General features: G+C 61.0%; 18 protein-coding genes. 14 read left to right on the top strand and 4 right to left on the bottom strand.

The features are described 5' to 3' along the window. The first annotated feature begins 9 nt into the window (after positions 1-9). Entirely contained in the window at positions 10-411 is a 402-nt protein-coding gene (gene paaI, locus G4D79_RS32450; RefSeq protein ID WP_214514850.1) for a hydroxyphenylacetyl-CoA thioesterase PaaI, read from the top strand. A gap of 227 nt (positions 412-638) precedes the next feature. Continuing rightward, the gene (locus G4D79_RS32445) at positions 639-1,295 is read left to right on the top strand and encodes an IS6 family transposase (protein ID WP_308252626.1); all 657 of its coding nucleotides are present in this window, start codon (positions 639-641) and stop codon (positions 1,293-1,295) included. Positions 1,296-1,459: 164 nt separating this feature from the next. On the opposite strand, the gene G4D79_RS32440 is transcribed toward G4D79_RS32445, so the two are convergent. Further along, positions 1,460-2,628, bottom strand: a protein-coding gene (locus G4D79_RS32440) for an IS3 family transposase (protein ID WP_214514849.1) whose coding sequence is annotated in 2 segments (ribosomal slippage) — positions 1,460-2,370 and positions 2,370-2,628 — 1,170 coding nt in all. Because the reading frame shifts where the segments join, the coding sequence is not laid out codon by codon here. A 214-nt stretch (positions 2,629-2,842) separates the two neighbouring features. Here G4D79_RS32440 and G4D79_RS32435 point away from each other — a divergent pair. Beyond that, a complete protein-coding gene (locus tag G4D79_RS32435; RefSeq protein WP_308252629.1) occupies positions 2,843-3,199 on the top strand; it encodes a transposase in 357 nt (118 codons plus the stop codon). A gap of 105 nt (positions 3,200-3,304) precedes the next feature. On the opposite strand, the gene G4D79_RS32430 is transcribed toward G4D79_RS32435, so the two are convergent. Beyond that, positions 3,305-4,588, bottom strand: a complete 1,284-nt coding sequence (locus tag G4D79_RS32430) for an IS256 family transposase (RefSeq protein ID WP_075832375.1) — start codon at positions 4,586-4,588, stop codon at positions 3,305-3,307. A gap of 436 nt (positions 4,589-5,024) precedes the next feature. On the opposite strand from G4D79_RS32430, the gene G4D79_RS32425 reads away from it, so the two are divergent. The 4 genes from G4D79_RS32425 to G4D79_RS32410 all read left to right on the top strand — a co-directional run bounded on the left by G4D79_RS32425 (position 5,025) and on the right by G4D79_RS32410 (position 7,792). Continuing rightward, positions 5,025-5,399 (top strand): hypothetical protein, encoded by a 375-nt coding sequence (locus tag G4D79_RS32425; RefSeq protein WP_064445104.1) that lies wholly within the window; start codon positions 5,025-5,027, stop codon positions 5,397-5,399. A 186-nt stretch (positions 5,400-5,585) separates the two neighbouring features. Beyond that, positions 5,586-6,533 carry a C40 family peptidase gene (locus G4D79_RS32420; RefSeq protein WP_214514848.1) on the top strand — a complete coding sequence of 316 codons (948 nt, stop codon included), beginning with the start codon at positions 5,586-5,588 and terminating at the stop codon, positions 6,531-6,533. Next, the gene (locus G4D79_RS32415) at positions 6,533-7,210 is read left to right on the top strand and encodes a hypothetical protein (protein WP_250888126.1); all 678 of its coding nucleotides are present in this window, start codon (positions 6,533-6,535) and stop codon (positions 7,208-7,210) included. Before G4D79_RS32420 ends, G4D79_RS32415 begins: the two co-directional genes overlap by 1 nt. 357 nt (positions 7,211-7,567) lie before the next feature. Next, positions 7,568-7,792 carry a hypothetical protein gene (locus G4D79_RS32410; protein WP_214514847.1) on the top strand — a complete coding sequence of 75 codons (225 nt, stop codon included), beginning with the start codon at positions 7,568-7,570 and terminating at the stop codon, positions 7,790-7,792. A 55-nt stretch (positions 7,793-7,847) separates the two neighbouring features. On the opposite strand, the gene G4D79_RS32405 is transcribed toward G4D79_RS32410, so the two are convergent. Further along, positions 7,848-8,702, bottom strand: coding sequence for a phosphoadenosine phosphosulfate reductase family protein (locus tag G4D79_RS32405; RefSeq protein ID WP_214514846.1), 855 nt, complete (start codon positions 8,700-8,702; stop codon positions 7,848-7,850). A gap of 137 nt (positions 8,703-8,839) precedes the next feature. On the opposite strand from G4D79_RS32405, the gene G4D79_RS32400 reads away from it, so the two are divergent. From G4D79_RS32400 to G4D79_RS32380, 5 genes are read left to right on the top strand one after another with little or no spacing between them, the layout of a single operon-like run. Beyond that, positions 8,840-9,535: a hypothetical protein gene (locus G4D79_RS32400; RefSeq protein WP_250888125.1), complete on the top strand. Its 696-nt coding sequence runs from the start codon at positions 8,840-8,842 to the stop codon at positions 9,533-9,535. Beyond that, positions 9,532-9,945: a hypothetical protein gene (locus G4D79_RS32395; protein WP_214514844.1), complete on the top strand. Its 414-nt coding sequence runs from the start codon at positions 9,532-9,534 to the stop codon at positions 9,943-9,945. The genes G4D79_RS32400 and G4D79_RS32395 overlap by 4 nt, the downstream gene beginning before the upstream one ends. Continuing rightward, positions 9,945-10,823: an RAMP superfamily CRISPR-associated protein gene (locus G4D79_RS32390; RefSeq protein WP_214514843.1), complete on the top strand. Its 879-nt coding sequence runs from the start codon at positions 9,945-9,947 to the stop codon at positions 10,821-10,823. Before G4D79_RS32395 ends, G4D79_RS32390 begins: the two co-directional genes overlap by 1 nt. After that, positions 10,820-11,545: a hypothetical protein gene (locus G4D79_RS32385; RefSeq protein ID WP_214514842.1), complete on the top strand. Its 726-nt coding sequence runs from the start codon at positions 10,820-10,822 to the stop codon at positions 11,543-11,545. The genes G4D79_RS32390 and G4D79_RS32385 overlap by 4 nt, the downstream gene beginning before the upstream one ends. Before the next feature lie 59 nt (positions 11,546-11,604). Further along, positions 11,605-12,318, top strand: coding sequence for a hypothetical protein (locus tag G4D79_RS32380; protein ID WP_284731227.1), 714 nt, complete (start codon positions 11,605-11,607; stop codon positions 12,316-12,318). Between the two features lie 24 nt (positions 12,319-12,342). On the opposite strand, the gene G4D79_RS32375 is transcribed toward G4D79_RS32380, so the two are convergent. Then, positions 12,343-12,693, bottom strand: coding sequence for a hypothetical protein (locus G4D79_RS32375; protein WP_214514840.1), 351 nt, complete (start codon positions 12,691-12,693; stop codon positions 12,343-12,345). A 142-nt stretch (positions 12,694-12,835) separates the two neighbouring features. Between G4D79_RS32375 and G4D79_RS32370 the strand changes: the two genes are divergently transcribed. Both G4D79_RS32370 and G4D79_RS32365 read left to right on the top strand, forming a co-directional pair. Beyond that, a complete protein-coding gene (locus G4D79_RS32370; protein WP_064445093.1) occupies positions 12,836-13,096 on the top strand; it encodes a WhiB family transcriptional regulator in 261 nt (86 codons plus the stop codon). Continuing rightward, positions 13,093-13,434 carry a hypothetical protein gene (locus G4D79_RS32365; protein WP_064445094.1) on the top strand — a complete coding sequence of 114 codons (342 nt, stop codon included), beginning with the start codon at positions 13,093-13,095 and terminating at the stop codon, positions 13,432-13,434. Before G4D79_RS32370 ends, G4D79_RS32365 begins: the two co-directional genes overlap by 4 nt. Positions 13,435-13,790: the final 356 nt, after the last annotated feature.

Here is a 13,790-nt window from a genome sequence, read left to right as displayed (position 1 = left end):
ACTAGGGCCATGGGACAGAACCAGATTGCGCTCGACATGTTCGAGTCTGACGCCGCATCAAGGAAACTTGGAATCGAGTTGGTCGAGCTGTCGGACGGTTCTGCAACGATGTCGATGGCCGTCACCGAGGACATGGTGAACGGTCACGGCATCACCCATGGCGGGTATGTCTTCATCCTCGCTGATACCACATTTGCGATGGCCTGCAACAGCCGCGACGATGCGGCTGTTGCAGCGCGATGCGACATTCGCTATCTGCGCCCGACGAAGGCTGGCGACGTTTTGGTTGCCCAAGCGGTCGAGCGCGCGCGATTCGGACGCAACGGAATCTACGACGTGGCAGTCTCATGCAGCAACAACGTCGTCGTTGAATTCAGAGGAGACAGCCGAACGATTCTGAACCCGAAATAGCCTCGGCCGGTGCTTGTTTTGGATTTTCGTGCCTCGGTTTTCGTGTATTCCTCAAGTAAAATATTGCTCCGAAATAGTTTTGCGAAACGGTCACTACTGGTGCGCATATTGTCTGCGGCGTCGTAAGCAGGATGGTAATCAGGGAAAGCCCTAGCTTCTCGAACATCACCAGGTGAGCCTCGTCAACTTAACTGGGCCGTCAGTCAGGGATGATTGTCGGATGAGTCGTGGAGACGAAACGCGGGTGGATTCGACGCGGTCGCCGTATAAACGGCACTGCTATCCCGCCGGAGATCATCGCGCACTGCGTGTGGTTTTACTGCAGGTTCACGTCGAGCTTGCGCGACGTCGAGGAGTTGATGCTCGCCCGCGGCATCGTTGTCTCGCACGAGACGATCCGCACGTGGTGCGCGAAGTTCGGACCCGAATATGCACGTGTCCTGCGCCGACGTGCTCCCCGAACCCGGCGACACATGGTTTCTGGACGAGGTGTTCGTCAAGATCGGCGGCATCCGGCGCTACCTATGGCGGTCGATCGGGACGGCAATGTCCTCGATGTTCTGGTCCAGTCTCGACGCAACGCTGAGGCTGCGAAACGTTTCTTCGGCAAGCTGATGCGCAAGCAGGCCCGGGTGCCGAGGGTGCTGGTGACCGACAAGCTCGCCAGTTACGTTGTGGCGCATCGAGAGTTGATGCCATCGGTCGAACATCGGCGCTCGAAGTATCTCAACAACCGGGCCGAGAGCTCCCACCAGGCAGCGCGAACGGGCGATGAGGTTCTTCCGCTTACCAGGCGTTGGGCCAGTTCCGCCCGGATCGCGTCATCGAAGTATGCGTCTTCCATGCAGCTAGGCATATCACTTGCGCTTGCGTTGGGTGGCTAGTCGGCGGCGGGCGCTCCTGAATTCGTCGATGCGTAACGTGGGTGGAGCTGGCGTGCAGCTTGTCGAAGGTGTTGCGGGCATTTCCGTCCGACGCGTGGGTCTACTGAGGCGTGTGTTTCCCAGAGGGTGAGGTGTGTCAAGGATCTTGGACAGGTCCTCGTCGGTTATGCAGCTGCTGCTGCCTGTCGGTATTCGTTGAATGCTTCGATCGGTGGTCGATAGCCGAGGGTTGAATGAAGTCGTTGCCGGTTGTAGAAGACCTCGATGTATTCGGCGACGGCGCACCGTGCCCGGCTCCGGGTCTGGAACGATTGCTGGTAGTACATTTCGTTCTTCAAAGTCGCGAACCAGGATTCCGCGGCGGCGTTGTCCCAGCACACACCGGTGCGACCGACACTGGTTCTGATCGCGTTCTTCCTCGCGAACTCGGCGAATCCTGTTGAGGTATATTGACTTCCGCGATCGGAATGGAATACTGCGTCCGGTGAGACGTAGCCGCCACGCATCGCCATCGTCAGGGCGTCGACGACCAGACTGGTGCGCATATGGTCGGCAGTCTGCCACCCGACCACCATCCGGGTAGCCAGATCGATCACGGTCGCCAGATACAACCAACCCTGCCCCGTGCGCAGGTAGGTGATGTCGCCGACGAAGCGCTGTCCGGGTTCGGGCGCGGTGAAGTCCCGCTCGATCAGGTCCGGACTGACCACAGGCCCGTCACCGGCGACGGTGGTGCGTTTGTAAGCACGGGGCTGAACCGCACGCAGGCCGAGCTCACGCATGATGTCCGCGACGGTACCGACGCTGACCTCGACATCGTCGCGGTTGAGCGCGGCGGTGATTCGCCGGCACCCATATGTCTTGCGGGAGTGAATGAATGCACGCCTGACGTGGTCGGCGAGGTCCCGACGACGCGCCGTCGCCGGTGTTTCGACCCGGCTGCGCCAGGCATAGAACGTCGAGCGTGGCACGCCCATCAACATGCACATCCAGCCGATTGCATAGGTGGCCTTCTCCACTTCGATCAACGCGCAGCGCTCGGCTACGGTTGAGTCCTCGCGAAGAAGGCCGCGGCTTTTTTCAGGAACTCGTTCTCCATCCGCAGCCGGCGGATCTCGGCTTGCATCTCTGCCACGTGGGCAGCCTCCACGGGTTCGGTTGCGGTCGCCGGGTCGGGATTCTTCTTACGCCAGGTATTGACCCAGTTCGCCAGCGTTCCGGCGTTTATCCCCAGATCACGAGCCACATCAGCGGTCGAACGATCCAGACTGACAACCATCTGCACAGCTTCAGCCTTGAACTGCGGACTGAACTGGCGGCGAGTCTCGGACACAAACAGATCCTCTCTCAAAACGAGAGTCACTGTCCAAGATTATTGGTACACCCCACCTCCACGGCTGCGCTCTACGAAGAACTTCGCACGCGTGGATATCGAGGCAGCTACAGAACGGTCCACGACTACTTGAGACCTCTGCGCATCCTCGGCGCCGCGCCGGCCAGGAGACAAATTCCGAAGGTTCGGCGAATCACCTCGTGGATGTTGCGTCATCGAAGATAAACTCACTGCCGACGAGCAGATCGGACTCAAACAGGTCCTCGCCAGCTGTCGACATCTCAAGGCCACTGCAGGGCATGTCACATCGTTCGCGGAGATGCTCACCGAACGCCTTGGGAAACAATTGAACTCGTGGATGTCAGCGGTCTCGGCAGATGACCTGCCACACTTGCGTCGCTTCGTTCGAGGGCTCGAAACCGACCACGCTGCGGTTCTTAATGGACTGACTCTGCCGTACAGTTCGGGCGCTGTCGAAGGGCATGTCAATCGGATCAAGATGCCCAAACGTCAGATGTACGGACGTGCTGGATTCGACTTGCTCCGCAAACGAATACTCCTCAGCGACTGATGCTTTCAAAATCAATCACGGAAACTGGGCCAGAACCAAAATTCAGATGCCGTTGACAGCTTGGCCGGGTCTGTCCAGAAAACGGTGTAATTGATTGGTTTCTAACTACTTTCGTCCGGCAGACAGCCGTCCGTCGAACGTTATCTCGAAGGCATTCAGTGCTGCCTTCCATCGGTTGGACCAGCGCCTGCGGGCGGTGCCTTTGGGATCGAGGCTCATGATGGCCAGATACACGCATTTCAAGGCCGCGGCCTCGGTCGGAAAGTGTCCACGGGCCTTGACAGCCCTGCGGATTCGAGCGTTGACACTCTCGATGGCGTTGGTCGTGTAAATGACCTGCCGGATGGCGTTGTCGAATTGTAGGAACGGCACGAACTCAGCCCAGGCGTTAGTCCAGAGCCTGATGATCGCGGGATAGCGTTTCTCCCATTTGTCACTGAACTCTGCGAATCGGTCGAGCGCGGCCTGCTCCGACGGAGCCGTGTAGACGGGTTTGAGGTCCTTGGCGATCTCGGACCAGTCCTTGCGGGAGGCATAGGCGTAGGTGTTACGGAGAAGATGGACCACACAAGTCTGCACGATGGTCTGTGGCCACACTTGCTCGATCGAGTCGGGTAGATGCTTGAGACCATCGCACACGACGATCAGAACATCCTGCACACCACGGTTTTTCAGCTCGGACAACACCCGAAGCCAGTACTTCGCCCCTTCCCCGTCGCCGTGCTCACCGACCCACAATCCGAGGATGTCGCGGGTGCCGTCGACAGTCACCCCCATCGCGACGTAGATCGGCCGGTTAGCGACGTTGCCCTCGCGGATCTTGACGTGGATGCAGTCGATGAACAGCACCGGGTACACAGGATCCAACGGCCGGTTCTGCCACTCGGCCATGCCTTCCATCACCCGCTCGGTGATCGTCGAGATCGTCTGCTTGGACACATCAGCTCCGTACACCTCGGCCAGGTGTGCAGCGATCTCACCGGTCGTCAAACCCTTGGCCGACAATGAGATCACCATGTCCTCCACGCCTGAGAGCCGACGCTGCCGCTTGGCCACGATCTTCGGCTCGAAGGAGGAATCCCGGTCACGGGGCACCTCGAGTTCGACCGGGCCGGCCTCGGTCAACACGTTCTTGGCTCGTCTGCCGTTGCGGGAGTTGCCGCTGCCCCTCCCTGCCGGGTCGCTCTTGCCGTATCCGAGGTGGTCGTCCATCTCGCCTTCGAGCGCGGACTCCACGACTAGCTTGGTCAGCTTCGACAGCAATCCACCATCTCCGGTCAACTGCAGCCCTTCGGCTCGCGCCTGCTCGACCAGCTCTTTGAGCCGCGCATCGCTGATACCCGGCTGAGCCGAGTTCGTCTCTGTCTCACGTTCAATCACGTCAGTCATAGTGGCGTATCTCCTTTCAGAGTTACACCGTTGTTCTTACAGTCCCACGGGATCGACGAACGGTGGATCAGTGGCACTATGACGAACTCGGAAACAGGGTTGGTGGTGTACGCGCGGCTCTGCCTGAGATTTGAGGAGCGGATCCGTGGCGCAGTTCCTGTCACCATCATTGCTCCGGAGCCAGAGACCATGACAGTAGGGGCAACTGGCGGAGTTCTGGTGAATCCGGGAGTTGACAATTGACGATGTCGATCACCGTGAACTGTGATGCGTGTGGAACTACTCGAGAAGTTCCGGCGAACTACTTGTCATCGTGCAGTGTCGTGAGATCCGCGATCGAGCCAGGGTGGACACATTCCGTCGACGAGAACTACTGCTCGAATTGCGCTGCAGTGAGGGCGCAGACGTGGCCTCGAGAATCCGAGGGAGGGACTCCATGAGCATCACTGAAATTCGGCCACTAGGTGCCGTTGATGGGGTGAAGGCTCCTGTGTCTCACTCGATTCATGCGATTCCCGGTAACACCACGCTCGACGAACTCACGGAATTCGCGTGGAAGGATCTCTCGACTCCCGACAAGGCGATTGGTGCATACCGTTTGGTGTCTCTCGCCGATGACCCTGATGTGTGGGAGCAACTCGGCTCTCTCACTTACGCGCGATTCGTCGACGTCGGTGCCTTCGCTGCCGTCTATTCCGAGGGGCGCTGGATACCGCTTTCGTGTGGGCAATGGCTGGTGCGCACACACGACGATGACCTCATCGTTGTCTCCGATGAGGACCTCAGGCTCGGGTACGAGTTACTCGGGTGAAAGAAAAAGAGCCGTCGGAGCGCTCGCCAAGGAGGGACGTTGACCTGGTCTTTTGTGCGTCGATTGCTTGCAGGCACCTGAGCTGTCCAGGTCCGTCTCTACTGTCCGGATCGCACTGAAAGTCCCCGCGGTCATCGAGACAGTTGTTCCCCTCGGCCGCACCAACATCCGGCAAAGGAAGACATCATGGACATCGCATCACTCATCGTCGGCGTCGCAGTAGCCGGCGCATCGGCAGCGCAGGGAGCTGGCGTAGAGCCAGTCATCACCGACACCATCACCTCGGTAGTCGAGGAACAGGCACCGGCTGCATCCCAGTTCATTCCAGATCCGCAGCCGTACCTGGACCAGGCAACAACCGCCCTGACGCAGCTGCAGGAGCAGATTCCTCCTGCGTGGCAGTCCGAGGTGGAAAGTGCGCTACCCCCGGAACTGAAAGACGCTGCGGCGCAGATACAAGAGATCCTCCCGCCGCAGGCACAGGCTCTGATCCCCGACGTCACCCTTCCTGCTCCCGGACCGGACTCGGTTCCGCCGGCCGGCTCGGCGCCGAACGGATCCGCTGTCGAAGACGCATCGGCGAATGACACGACACCTGCCGGAGGGCCTGCGCTTCTGCCCTCCGTGTTCAGCGCACAACCATCTAACGCTGCCGGGATACCCTCGCTCACAGGCCTGTTCGCACCGTCGGCGGTGCCGGATCTGAAGTTCGATCCCAACCTTCCTCGCAATGTTGAGTTCGCTCGCGCTGTCATCGAAGCTGCGATGCGGGAACTCGGACTTCCCTACCAGTGGGGCGGCGGTTTGTTGACCGGTCCGTCGATGGGTGATGGAACGGGCGGCCCGATCGCCGGTTACGACTGCTCCGGACTGAGCCGCTTCGCGTACTTCATCGGAAGCGGCGGAACCAAGGTGCTGCCTCGGACGTCGCAGGAGCAGTTCCGCGCCGGACACCAGATTCCGATGAGCCAGGCACAGCCGGGTGATCTGCTGTTCGGGAATTGGCAGGCTGACGGCGCCAATCATGTCGCGATCTATCTCGGCGAGGGCAAGATGATCGAGGCACCTCAGACCGGTCAATTGGTGCAGATCAGCGCAGTCCGTTCGGACATGATCCCGGCCAGGTTCCTCTGATGGCGGACCTATTTTCCACTGTGAGTAACTGCGGGGCCGAGCGGCCAGGTCGCAGTGTTTCGACGCTGAGTGGTGTCGGGGCCGCCGCCCTGATCCCGGCGGCGCTGACGACGCCTATTGATTCAGTGGGGGCCTGCAGCGGCGTCTGCGCTCACTCACAGTGGGAGGGGATGACAGTGGCGGACGGCGCACCCGACAGCACAGCCGCAGGCCATTACGATTTGCGTAGCGACAGCGGAGAACCTCAACAGAGCACCGCTGAGATGGATGCGAGCACAACCTCGAGTGAAGGAGATACCACTGCCATGACCGCGACGACGCCGTCAAGCCACAAGAAGGTGCTGGAGACAGCACGTAAGGCCGCAGAATCGTTGGCGCAGGAGGCGATTGCAACGAGGGTCGCTCTCGTCGGTGCGATAGGCGAGGCGGAAGCTGAGCTTGCTGCCATCGAAGCGGCACGGGTTGAGGCGGAGGACACGATCCGCGTCGCCCATGAACGTGCGATCGCGGGCGGGTGGACTGTCAAGGAACTCGCCGCTATGGGATACAGCGCACCGAAAAAGAAGAAGGCCGCAGCGTCGAGTAAGCGATCCTCGTCGGCGCCGGCAGAAAACACGGTCGCCGCGAATGCACCCCAGTCGTCCGAACAGAATTCCGCGCACGACAGCTCGGCCTAAAACGCAGACCACGTGCACCCCGGTCCGTCTACATCGGGACTCGTCGCTGCGCCGCAAGAGCGAAGGAAACAGTCTGCCGGCGCCCCCTTTCTGATCGATGTGTCGTAGCCCTCGGCTAATCTCGAATGTGCGACGAGCAACAGGTCGCCACACCGACCTAGACCGCAGCACCATCGGCGGTCCTGATCTTGTGAGGGAAGATTCCCCACGAGATTGGTCGAGGTGGCGACCTGCTGTGTTTTTGTCGCCGTAGTGAGAGGGCAACGCCTAGTTGCAAACTGGGGTCGCGGACGGCTGCACATGTGTGAAAGGTTGAGCGGGCAAGACGAACCCACCAATTTTTAGGAGCTCAATCGCATGGCTACAGTTAAGGATCCGACGACCTGGGCTATCAGTGCTTTGCACTATGTCGAACAATCGGTTCACGCGAATGAGGTCGACGATGACGTGGATCGCGCGAGTGTTTTTGCGGCGCAAGCATTGGTTTATGCGACGCTGGCGGCCTCCGGTGTCGAGGTCCATTTCAACGAAATCGCTGAGGGAACCGTGGAGCTTCCGTCTCGACAGGTGAAAACTGTTTGAGCACAGCCCAATAATGTTGAAGGCATGCCGGTCTTCGAGCGTATGCGGTTCGAGGTCAGACGAATTCGCGGATGCGGGGGAGGACTCGGGCGAGTTCTTCGAAGAGTGCAGGCCATCCGCGTCTGAGTCTGGTGATGCGGCCGCGTTCGAGGAACGCTCCGTCGAGGATGTGTGAGACCCGTAGATGCTGCTCGGGCGTGCCGAGACGGCGGAGCTTGTCGTAGACGGGATTGACGGGAAGGTCGTGCGCGGCGATGTGCGTCCAGATGTCTTCGCTGCTCCAGTTCCAGACCGGCCCGAAAACGTGTGTGCCGTCGGCTCGGTCGAGGGCACCGCCATGTGTTTGGCGCTGCTGCGCTGCTGTGGTGCAGCAGTCGACGCAATCTTCGGTGACTCGGCTGCTGAGAGCGTTGTAGTACATCGACCAGCGTCCGGTTCCCTTCGCTGATTCGTCGGCACGTACACCCCAGATCTCTCCGGGTCCGTGAGTCTGATGTGCCGCGCGTGAGGGTGCTCCGATGAGAATGTCGCGGAGCGCTCGCGTTGTCGCCCGCGTGGGCAGGTGGTGATCCCATTCGCCGGAGTCCGCGAGGACGGTCAGAAGGGGCGGGTCGGCTCGGTGTACTTCGAGATTGAGGTTCCATGCGTCGGCGAGGTCGGCGATGTACTCGTAGGTCTGTGGGTATTCGAGCCCTGAATCGAAGAAGACGACAGGGATGTTCGGCTCGACCGCTGTGGTCAGGTGCAGGGCGACGAGTGAATCTTTGCCGCCGGAGAAGGCGAGATATCCGTCGTGGTTGTCGAGGTGTTCCTCGATGCGCTCTTTGATCGCGGCCAGGTTGGGACGTGGGCGACGAAGTGCGCGCAGTGTGGTCAGATCGAGGCCGTCCGCGCGAGGGGTGCCACTCATATCTCTGCCGCTTCCTGGGTGCTCGATGGGTATTTCTGGCGTAGTTGTCACACGCGACCCTTGGGGCGGATCTTCCTGTGTATGTAAGGCCTCGAAGCCGATCCAATTCGGGGCACCTGCACAGGAGGAGGAGCGTGATGAAAGAAAAACTACAGGAGGTGACCTCGTGCGTAGAGGTCGTAGAGGCGGCGTTCGCATCGACGAGTGCATCGACGAATCGTTCATCTGAGAAGGGTTCTGTGCAGCTGGGGCGGTGTGCGCGCTGCGCGAAGGCCGACACACCGATCGAGCCCGCGCATTCGGCGATCTCGCGAACCTTCACCGCATTCGACTCGTGGAAGGCTCCGACCGAGAAGGGGCTCTGCGCACCGTGCCGGTGGGCGTATCAGACGCCGGAGCTGCGAACCCGAATGCATCTGATCACCAACGCGCCGGCGATGACCGAACTGACGCAGTCGCGCCTCGCCCGGACCTTGTCGGCGCCGTTGACGTCGGAGATCGCGCTGGTGGTGCCGTTGCGTCGCCCGGCCCGCAAACACATCCTGGCGCACGCCCGGTGGGGTGCCGTTGCCGTCGAAGACACCTGCTTGCCGTGGTCGGATCGCGATGTCGCAGCAGCTGCCGCGATGCGCCGGCTGCGCTCTCATGGCTTCGGCGAACGCATGCTCGGCGAGAGTGCAGCCCCGTATGCAGTGCTTCGCACAGTGCCGGCGCGTCGGTGGCCGGCGATCTTCGAGGACTGGGATCACCTGTCCCCGTACCGCCACGTCGACCGATGGTGGGCGTTGGCGCTGTTGGCCACCAAACCGCCTCGCAATAAGGCGCACGCATGACGACGCCGACAGACCGCTGGCTCGCTGCCGCCCCCGCAGGCCTCCCACAACTGCAGGGTGCGGAGAGTGTGGCCGAGCGGCTGCTGTTGCTGTTGCACTACGGCGTGGACTGGGATTCGTGGGTGGGCCGGCGCCGGGCGACGTACTGGACGCAGCATTTGCCGAACCGAGTCCGCGTCGCGACGTATGTCGGAGGAGCCGACCTCGATCGTTGGTGGTCAGTGGTCTCACGCTCGCTCGAATCCGAGCCGCGAACTACCGACGAACGGCTGGAGTTGGCCGCTCTTCTGCGGACTGACTCGGAGGCGGTCCTGACACTGTTGCGGGAGCGTCCCACGGCGTATGTCCTGCGCACCCGCATCGTGGCCGAATCAGTTGCCGCTGCCCGCGCCGCGAGGAAGGTCAGCTGATGCGTTCGACCGTGAGATGGGATGTCGAACTGACTGCCCTGTCGTCGATCTCGCAGAAAGGCGAGGAGTCGGAAACGACGACGACACTGTTTCGCCGTGAACCGATCCTGCAGCCGGACGGGAGGAAAGTGTTGGTACCGGTCGTGTCGGGGAACTCGCTGCGGGGAGCATTGCGACGCACCGCCGAGGAGTTGTTCCGCGATGTGATCGGTTACGAAGGACAGATACCTCTCTCCGCGGCGCACGCACTGCGCAATGGCGGCAACCTGAGCAAAGTCGCCGGCGACTCACTGACCGGCCGCCGGCGTCAGCGGCTGCGCGAGTTGGTCCCGCCGATCAGTTTGTTCGGGGGAAACGGAGGTGGTGCGCCGCCGATCGACGGATGTCTCAAAGTCGGCAAAGTCGTTCCCCGAGTGAAGGAAACAGAATCGATCATGAGCAGGCCTTACCCCGGAGTGCTGATGTCGCAATTCGAGCTCATGTCCCTGGAAAGTTACAGCCGCTTCGACGACGCCGGCACCAAGTCCTTCCCTGCGCCCTTCGATGCCGACACCGTGCCCGGTTCGGGGACTTCGGCGCACCAGACGTCGATGTTGATGCGCTTCGAGGTCGAGACATTGCCCGCAGGAACACATTTCGAAACATTCCTGAGGCTGGACCGGGCAACCGACCGCGACATCGCCTTCTTCAGTGACGTGTGGGAACGATTCTCGCGAGACGGCTTCCTGGGTGGGCGTAGCGCGATCGGGCACGGGCGAGTTCGCGCCGAGTCGGAGCTGACCGTGTTGACGGGCCCGGGACCGCAGGTGGCGGACTGGCGAGCGGAACTGGAACCGCTACGAGAAGACGTGATCGAGGCGTTGGGGTGGCTGACATGAACGCAGGAACCGCCTTCGCTCCCTTCCTGGTCAGGGCGCATCTCTCGTCCGGGTTGGCACATGCGAGCCCCTGGGGGATCGCGTTGGACGGCATCCTCGCTGCGGAGCTGTGGGCCGATCACAAAGCGGGCGCCCTCGACCGCGGTGAATACGTGCCGGCGCTCTCGCCGGAGGAGACCCCGCCGGATCTCGAATTGCCTCTTGCGCGTTGCACTCTGGCGGGTGCGGACTGGCATTGGTGCGCGACGTGTTCGTTCCCCGAAGACCCGGCGGGGGATCCGGTGGTGCGGCACTGGGCGAGCAGAACTGATCACCGAGGGCTCGAGGAACTCGCGGCGAGCGTGCCGGCAGTGATCTCGGATCGGCAGGGCCGCTACCGGGCGAGGTACATGCCGTTGATGATCACCAATTCACGAACTGTCACTTGGCGCGGTGTGGGTGACCTGACGGCTGTCGCGGCGATATTGTCCGGTCTCGATGTGATCGGGAAGAAGCGCGCACACGGTGAGGGTCGCGTTCTGCGGTGGGAGTTCGAGAACCGCACAGGGGAGGATCCGTGGGAGTTTTCGCACGAGCACGCCGACGGGACGCTGGGACGCACGACACCGGCCGCATGTGTGGCCTCGCGAGATACGCCGGTCACCTCGGGGTTCGGGTTGGCGGGTGTTCGCCCGCCCTACATGCACCCGACGCGGATGTGCGAACTCCACCTGCCGCTATGACGCGCAGGTGACACCCCACCAAAACGCGGGATCAGGGACTGGTCTGGTGTGATATCCCCATGACATTTCTCCGAGAACTGATCGCAGCAGCTTCAGGAGCTACCCCTGTGCCCGAGCTGCTACGAAAGGTGAAGGTGCTCGGCTCCTTCACTGGCGCGGTTGAACTCGAGAAGTGGGCAAATTTGGAGACTTACGGATACAAGCCGGTGGATGATCTGCCGACCTATCGTGGCCCATTCCCAGCAATGGCCCTTGGCGACTTCATAACCAACCGGGGAGATCAGGCCAAGAATGTTGCAATTCCCGAGATCACCTTTCCGAAGGAAAACCGCGGCGGTCCGTTGTTCACGCTCACTTTCGATCAAGGCGCTGCCCAGATTCAAAACTGGGCAGCAAAGCCGGATGGCATTTCATTTCGGTGGCATCAGGATGCGGTTGTCGCCTACAACATGATGGTGCGAGAAAAGACCGTCAACGCAATCATGGAGCCAGGTTGGGGCCTTCTGGCAGTCAAGTTACACGCTGGTCAGAGCCAGTTCGAGGGAATTCTTGACGCAATCCGGAACACTGCACTCGACCTCGCCCTCGAGCTGCAGAAGCAAGCTCCAGATGCCGGAGAACCAGATGCGGATCCGAGCACGAATGAGCGCGCCGTAAGTGTGGTCAACAATTTCTACCTGGAACACGCGAATCTCTCGGGCTCGAACAACGTCCTCGGAGGCTCGGAATTCAGTCAGAAGATTGCCCAGGACCCCGAGCCCGCCGGGGAGTGAATGGCCCGCGGAGTTGTCTAGGGCTCAGCTCACTGGCAGCCCGTGATACAGCAAGATGGCATTGGTGATAGCGGTCGCGATAGCCGGCAGCACGCCGGCGGTTTGCTCGTCCAACCACTGCTTGACGCGAGATCCGTATCCTTGCCCCGGCTCGGTGGCGTCATCGTCTGCGATGGCCTGAAAAAGCTCTTCCAAGCTCTCGGCTGATACGCCGGCACCGATCAGCGCTTGTTTGAGGGTTTCGCGATCGCCCTTCGCGGGGGTTCCGATGCTTTGAGTGAAGTCCGAACTGCCGATGGCGTTGTTCGATCCGGACAGATCGGCGTTGGAAAGATCGAATTTCTTGGAAATGACAGTCTCCTTTGAGAGCCACATCTGAGTGGTTGTGCCTGAATATGCACCTCGGGAATCGTACGACTTTCGCTTCAATGACGACGTCGACTCAGGCTGTCCAGGTCCGCGGCTACCGTTCGCCCATCAATCCGAGAGGCCGATGTGTAGAGGAGTCGTGGTTGCTATGACCATCACCGAGATTCACCCGGGCGATACTGCTGGGAATGTCGAGTGGCAGGAGCGGGCAGTGTGCCAACGCACTGATCCCGAAGCATTCTTTCCTGAACCGGGAGAAGCTGTCCGGCCGGCGAAGCGGGTCTGCGCAGGATGCGAGGTTCGTGTCGACTGCTTGGCATTCGCATTGGCGAACGACGAGCGTTTCGGTGTCTGGGGTGGGTTGACCGCCTCGGAGCGGCGTCGTCGCTATCCGCGGGTGCAACAGTGACCACCCACGTGGACTTCACCCATACCTCGTACGAGGAGGCCGCGAGGTATGCCGATTCCATCAAACTCGCTCGGTATATCTGGGATCGAGGGATTTGCGGCACAGAGCTCCTCAGTCTCAGTGGAGCTACCTGCCGAGCGCTCGCCAAAGCGGCTGTTGTGAATCCGCCTTGTACCTCGGAAACGTGGGCGACGGTGGCGGATCTTGTGGCCGAACAATCAGCGTGGGCGGACGCTCACCCGGATGATCCGGGTTCTGTTCCGCTGCACGCAGACGAGCATGAGGCGTGGATTTCGTGGATCCGTCCGGCAAGCGAAATCGGTACCTCGCGTGGGTGATCTTCTGTTCATGGCAGGTGCCTCGATGACATGCCTGTTGGGCGTTGCCGGCCTCATGGTTGCCCTTCGAGGGGCAAAGGATGCGACTGACGAAGACGAAGTGCTCGGGCCTGGAGCAGAGTTGATCCAGGAAATGCGATGAACGACTCGCAGCTCACGCTTTTCGACATTGAACTGGGCGATGTTGTTGCTGTTCGCGAGTGGACAGAGCGCATGATCCCGGCGATGTGGACTGCACCGTGGGATTGCGCAGGCGGGATACAGAAGGGCGCAGTACTGAGCGGATGGCAGTGTCCGGCCTGCCGAGTCGTCGAGCCCAACGCGTATCTGCTTGACAACAATCACGGGATAGACCC

The sequence above is a fragment of the Rhodococcus sp. WY5 genome, from assembly GCF_018588185.1.
In the GTDB taxonomy this organism is placed as follows: Bacteria; Actinomycetota; Actinomycetes; order Mycobacteriales; family Mycobacteriaceae; genus Rhodococcus_F; species Rhodococcus_F qingshengii.
This window is presented reverse-complemented; position numbering and strand designations above follow the sequence as displayed.

Coding starts and splice junctions, on each gene's coding strand:
- G4D79_RS32415 (WP_250888126.1), top strand. CDS start 6,533: ATGGCGGACCTATTTTCCACTGTGAGTAACTGCGGGGCCGAGCGGCCA.
- G4D79_RS32430 (WP_075832375.1), bottom strand. CDS start 4,588: ATGACTGACGTGATTGAACGTGAGACAGAGACGAACTCGGCTCAGCCG.
- G4D79_RS32385 (WP_214514842.1), top strand. CDS start 10,820: ATGAACGCAGGAACCGCCTTCGCTCCCTTCCTGGTCAGGGCGCATCTC.
- paaI (WP_214514850.1), top strand. CDS start 10: ATGGGACAGAACCAGATTGCGCTCGACATGTTCGAGTCTGACGCCGCA.
- G4D79_RS32400 (WP_250888125.1), top strand. CDS start 8,840: ATGAAAGAAAAACTACAGGAGGTGACCTCGTGCGTAGAGGTCGTAGAG.
- G4D79_RS32380 (WP_284731227.1), top strand. CDS start 11,605: ATGACATTTCTCCGAGAACTGATCGCAGCAGCTTCAGGAGCTACCCCT.
- G4D79_RS32390 (WP_214514843.1), top strand. CDS start 9,945: ATGCGTTCGACCGTGAGATGGGATGTCGAACTGACTGCCCTGTCGTCG.
- G4D79_RS32410 (WP_214514847.1), top strand. CDS start 7,568: ATGGCTACAGTTAAGGATCCGACGACCTGGGCTATCAGTGCTTTGCAC.
- G4D79_RS32395 (WP_214514844.1), top strand. CDS start 9,532: ATGACGACGCCGACAGACCGCTGGCTCGCTGCCGCCCCCGCAGGCCTC.
- G4D79_RS32405 (WP_214514846.1), bottom strand. CDS start 8,702: ATGAGTGGCACCCCTCGCGCGGACGGCCTCGATCTGACCACACTGCGC.
- G4D79_RS32375 (WP_214514840.1), bottom strand. CDS start 12,693: ATGTGGCTCTCAAAGGAGACTGTCATTTCCAAGAAATTCGATCTTTCC.
- G4D79_RS32370 (WP_064445093.1), top strand. CDS start 12,836: ATGACCATCACCGAGATTCACCCGGGCGATACTGCTGGGAATGTCGAG.
- G4D79_RS32425 (WP_064445104.1), top strand. CDS start 5,025: ATGAGCATCACTGAAATTCGGCCACTAGGTGCCGTTGATGGGGTGAAG.
- G4D79_RS32420 (WP_214514848.1), top strand. CDS start 5,586: ATGGACATCGCATCACTCATCGTCGGCGTCGCAGTAGCCGGCGCATCG.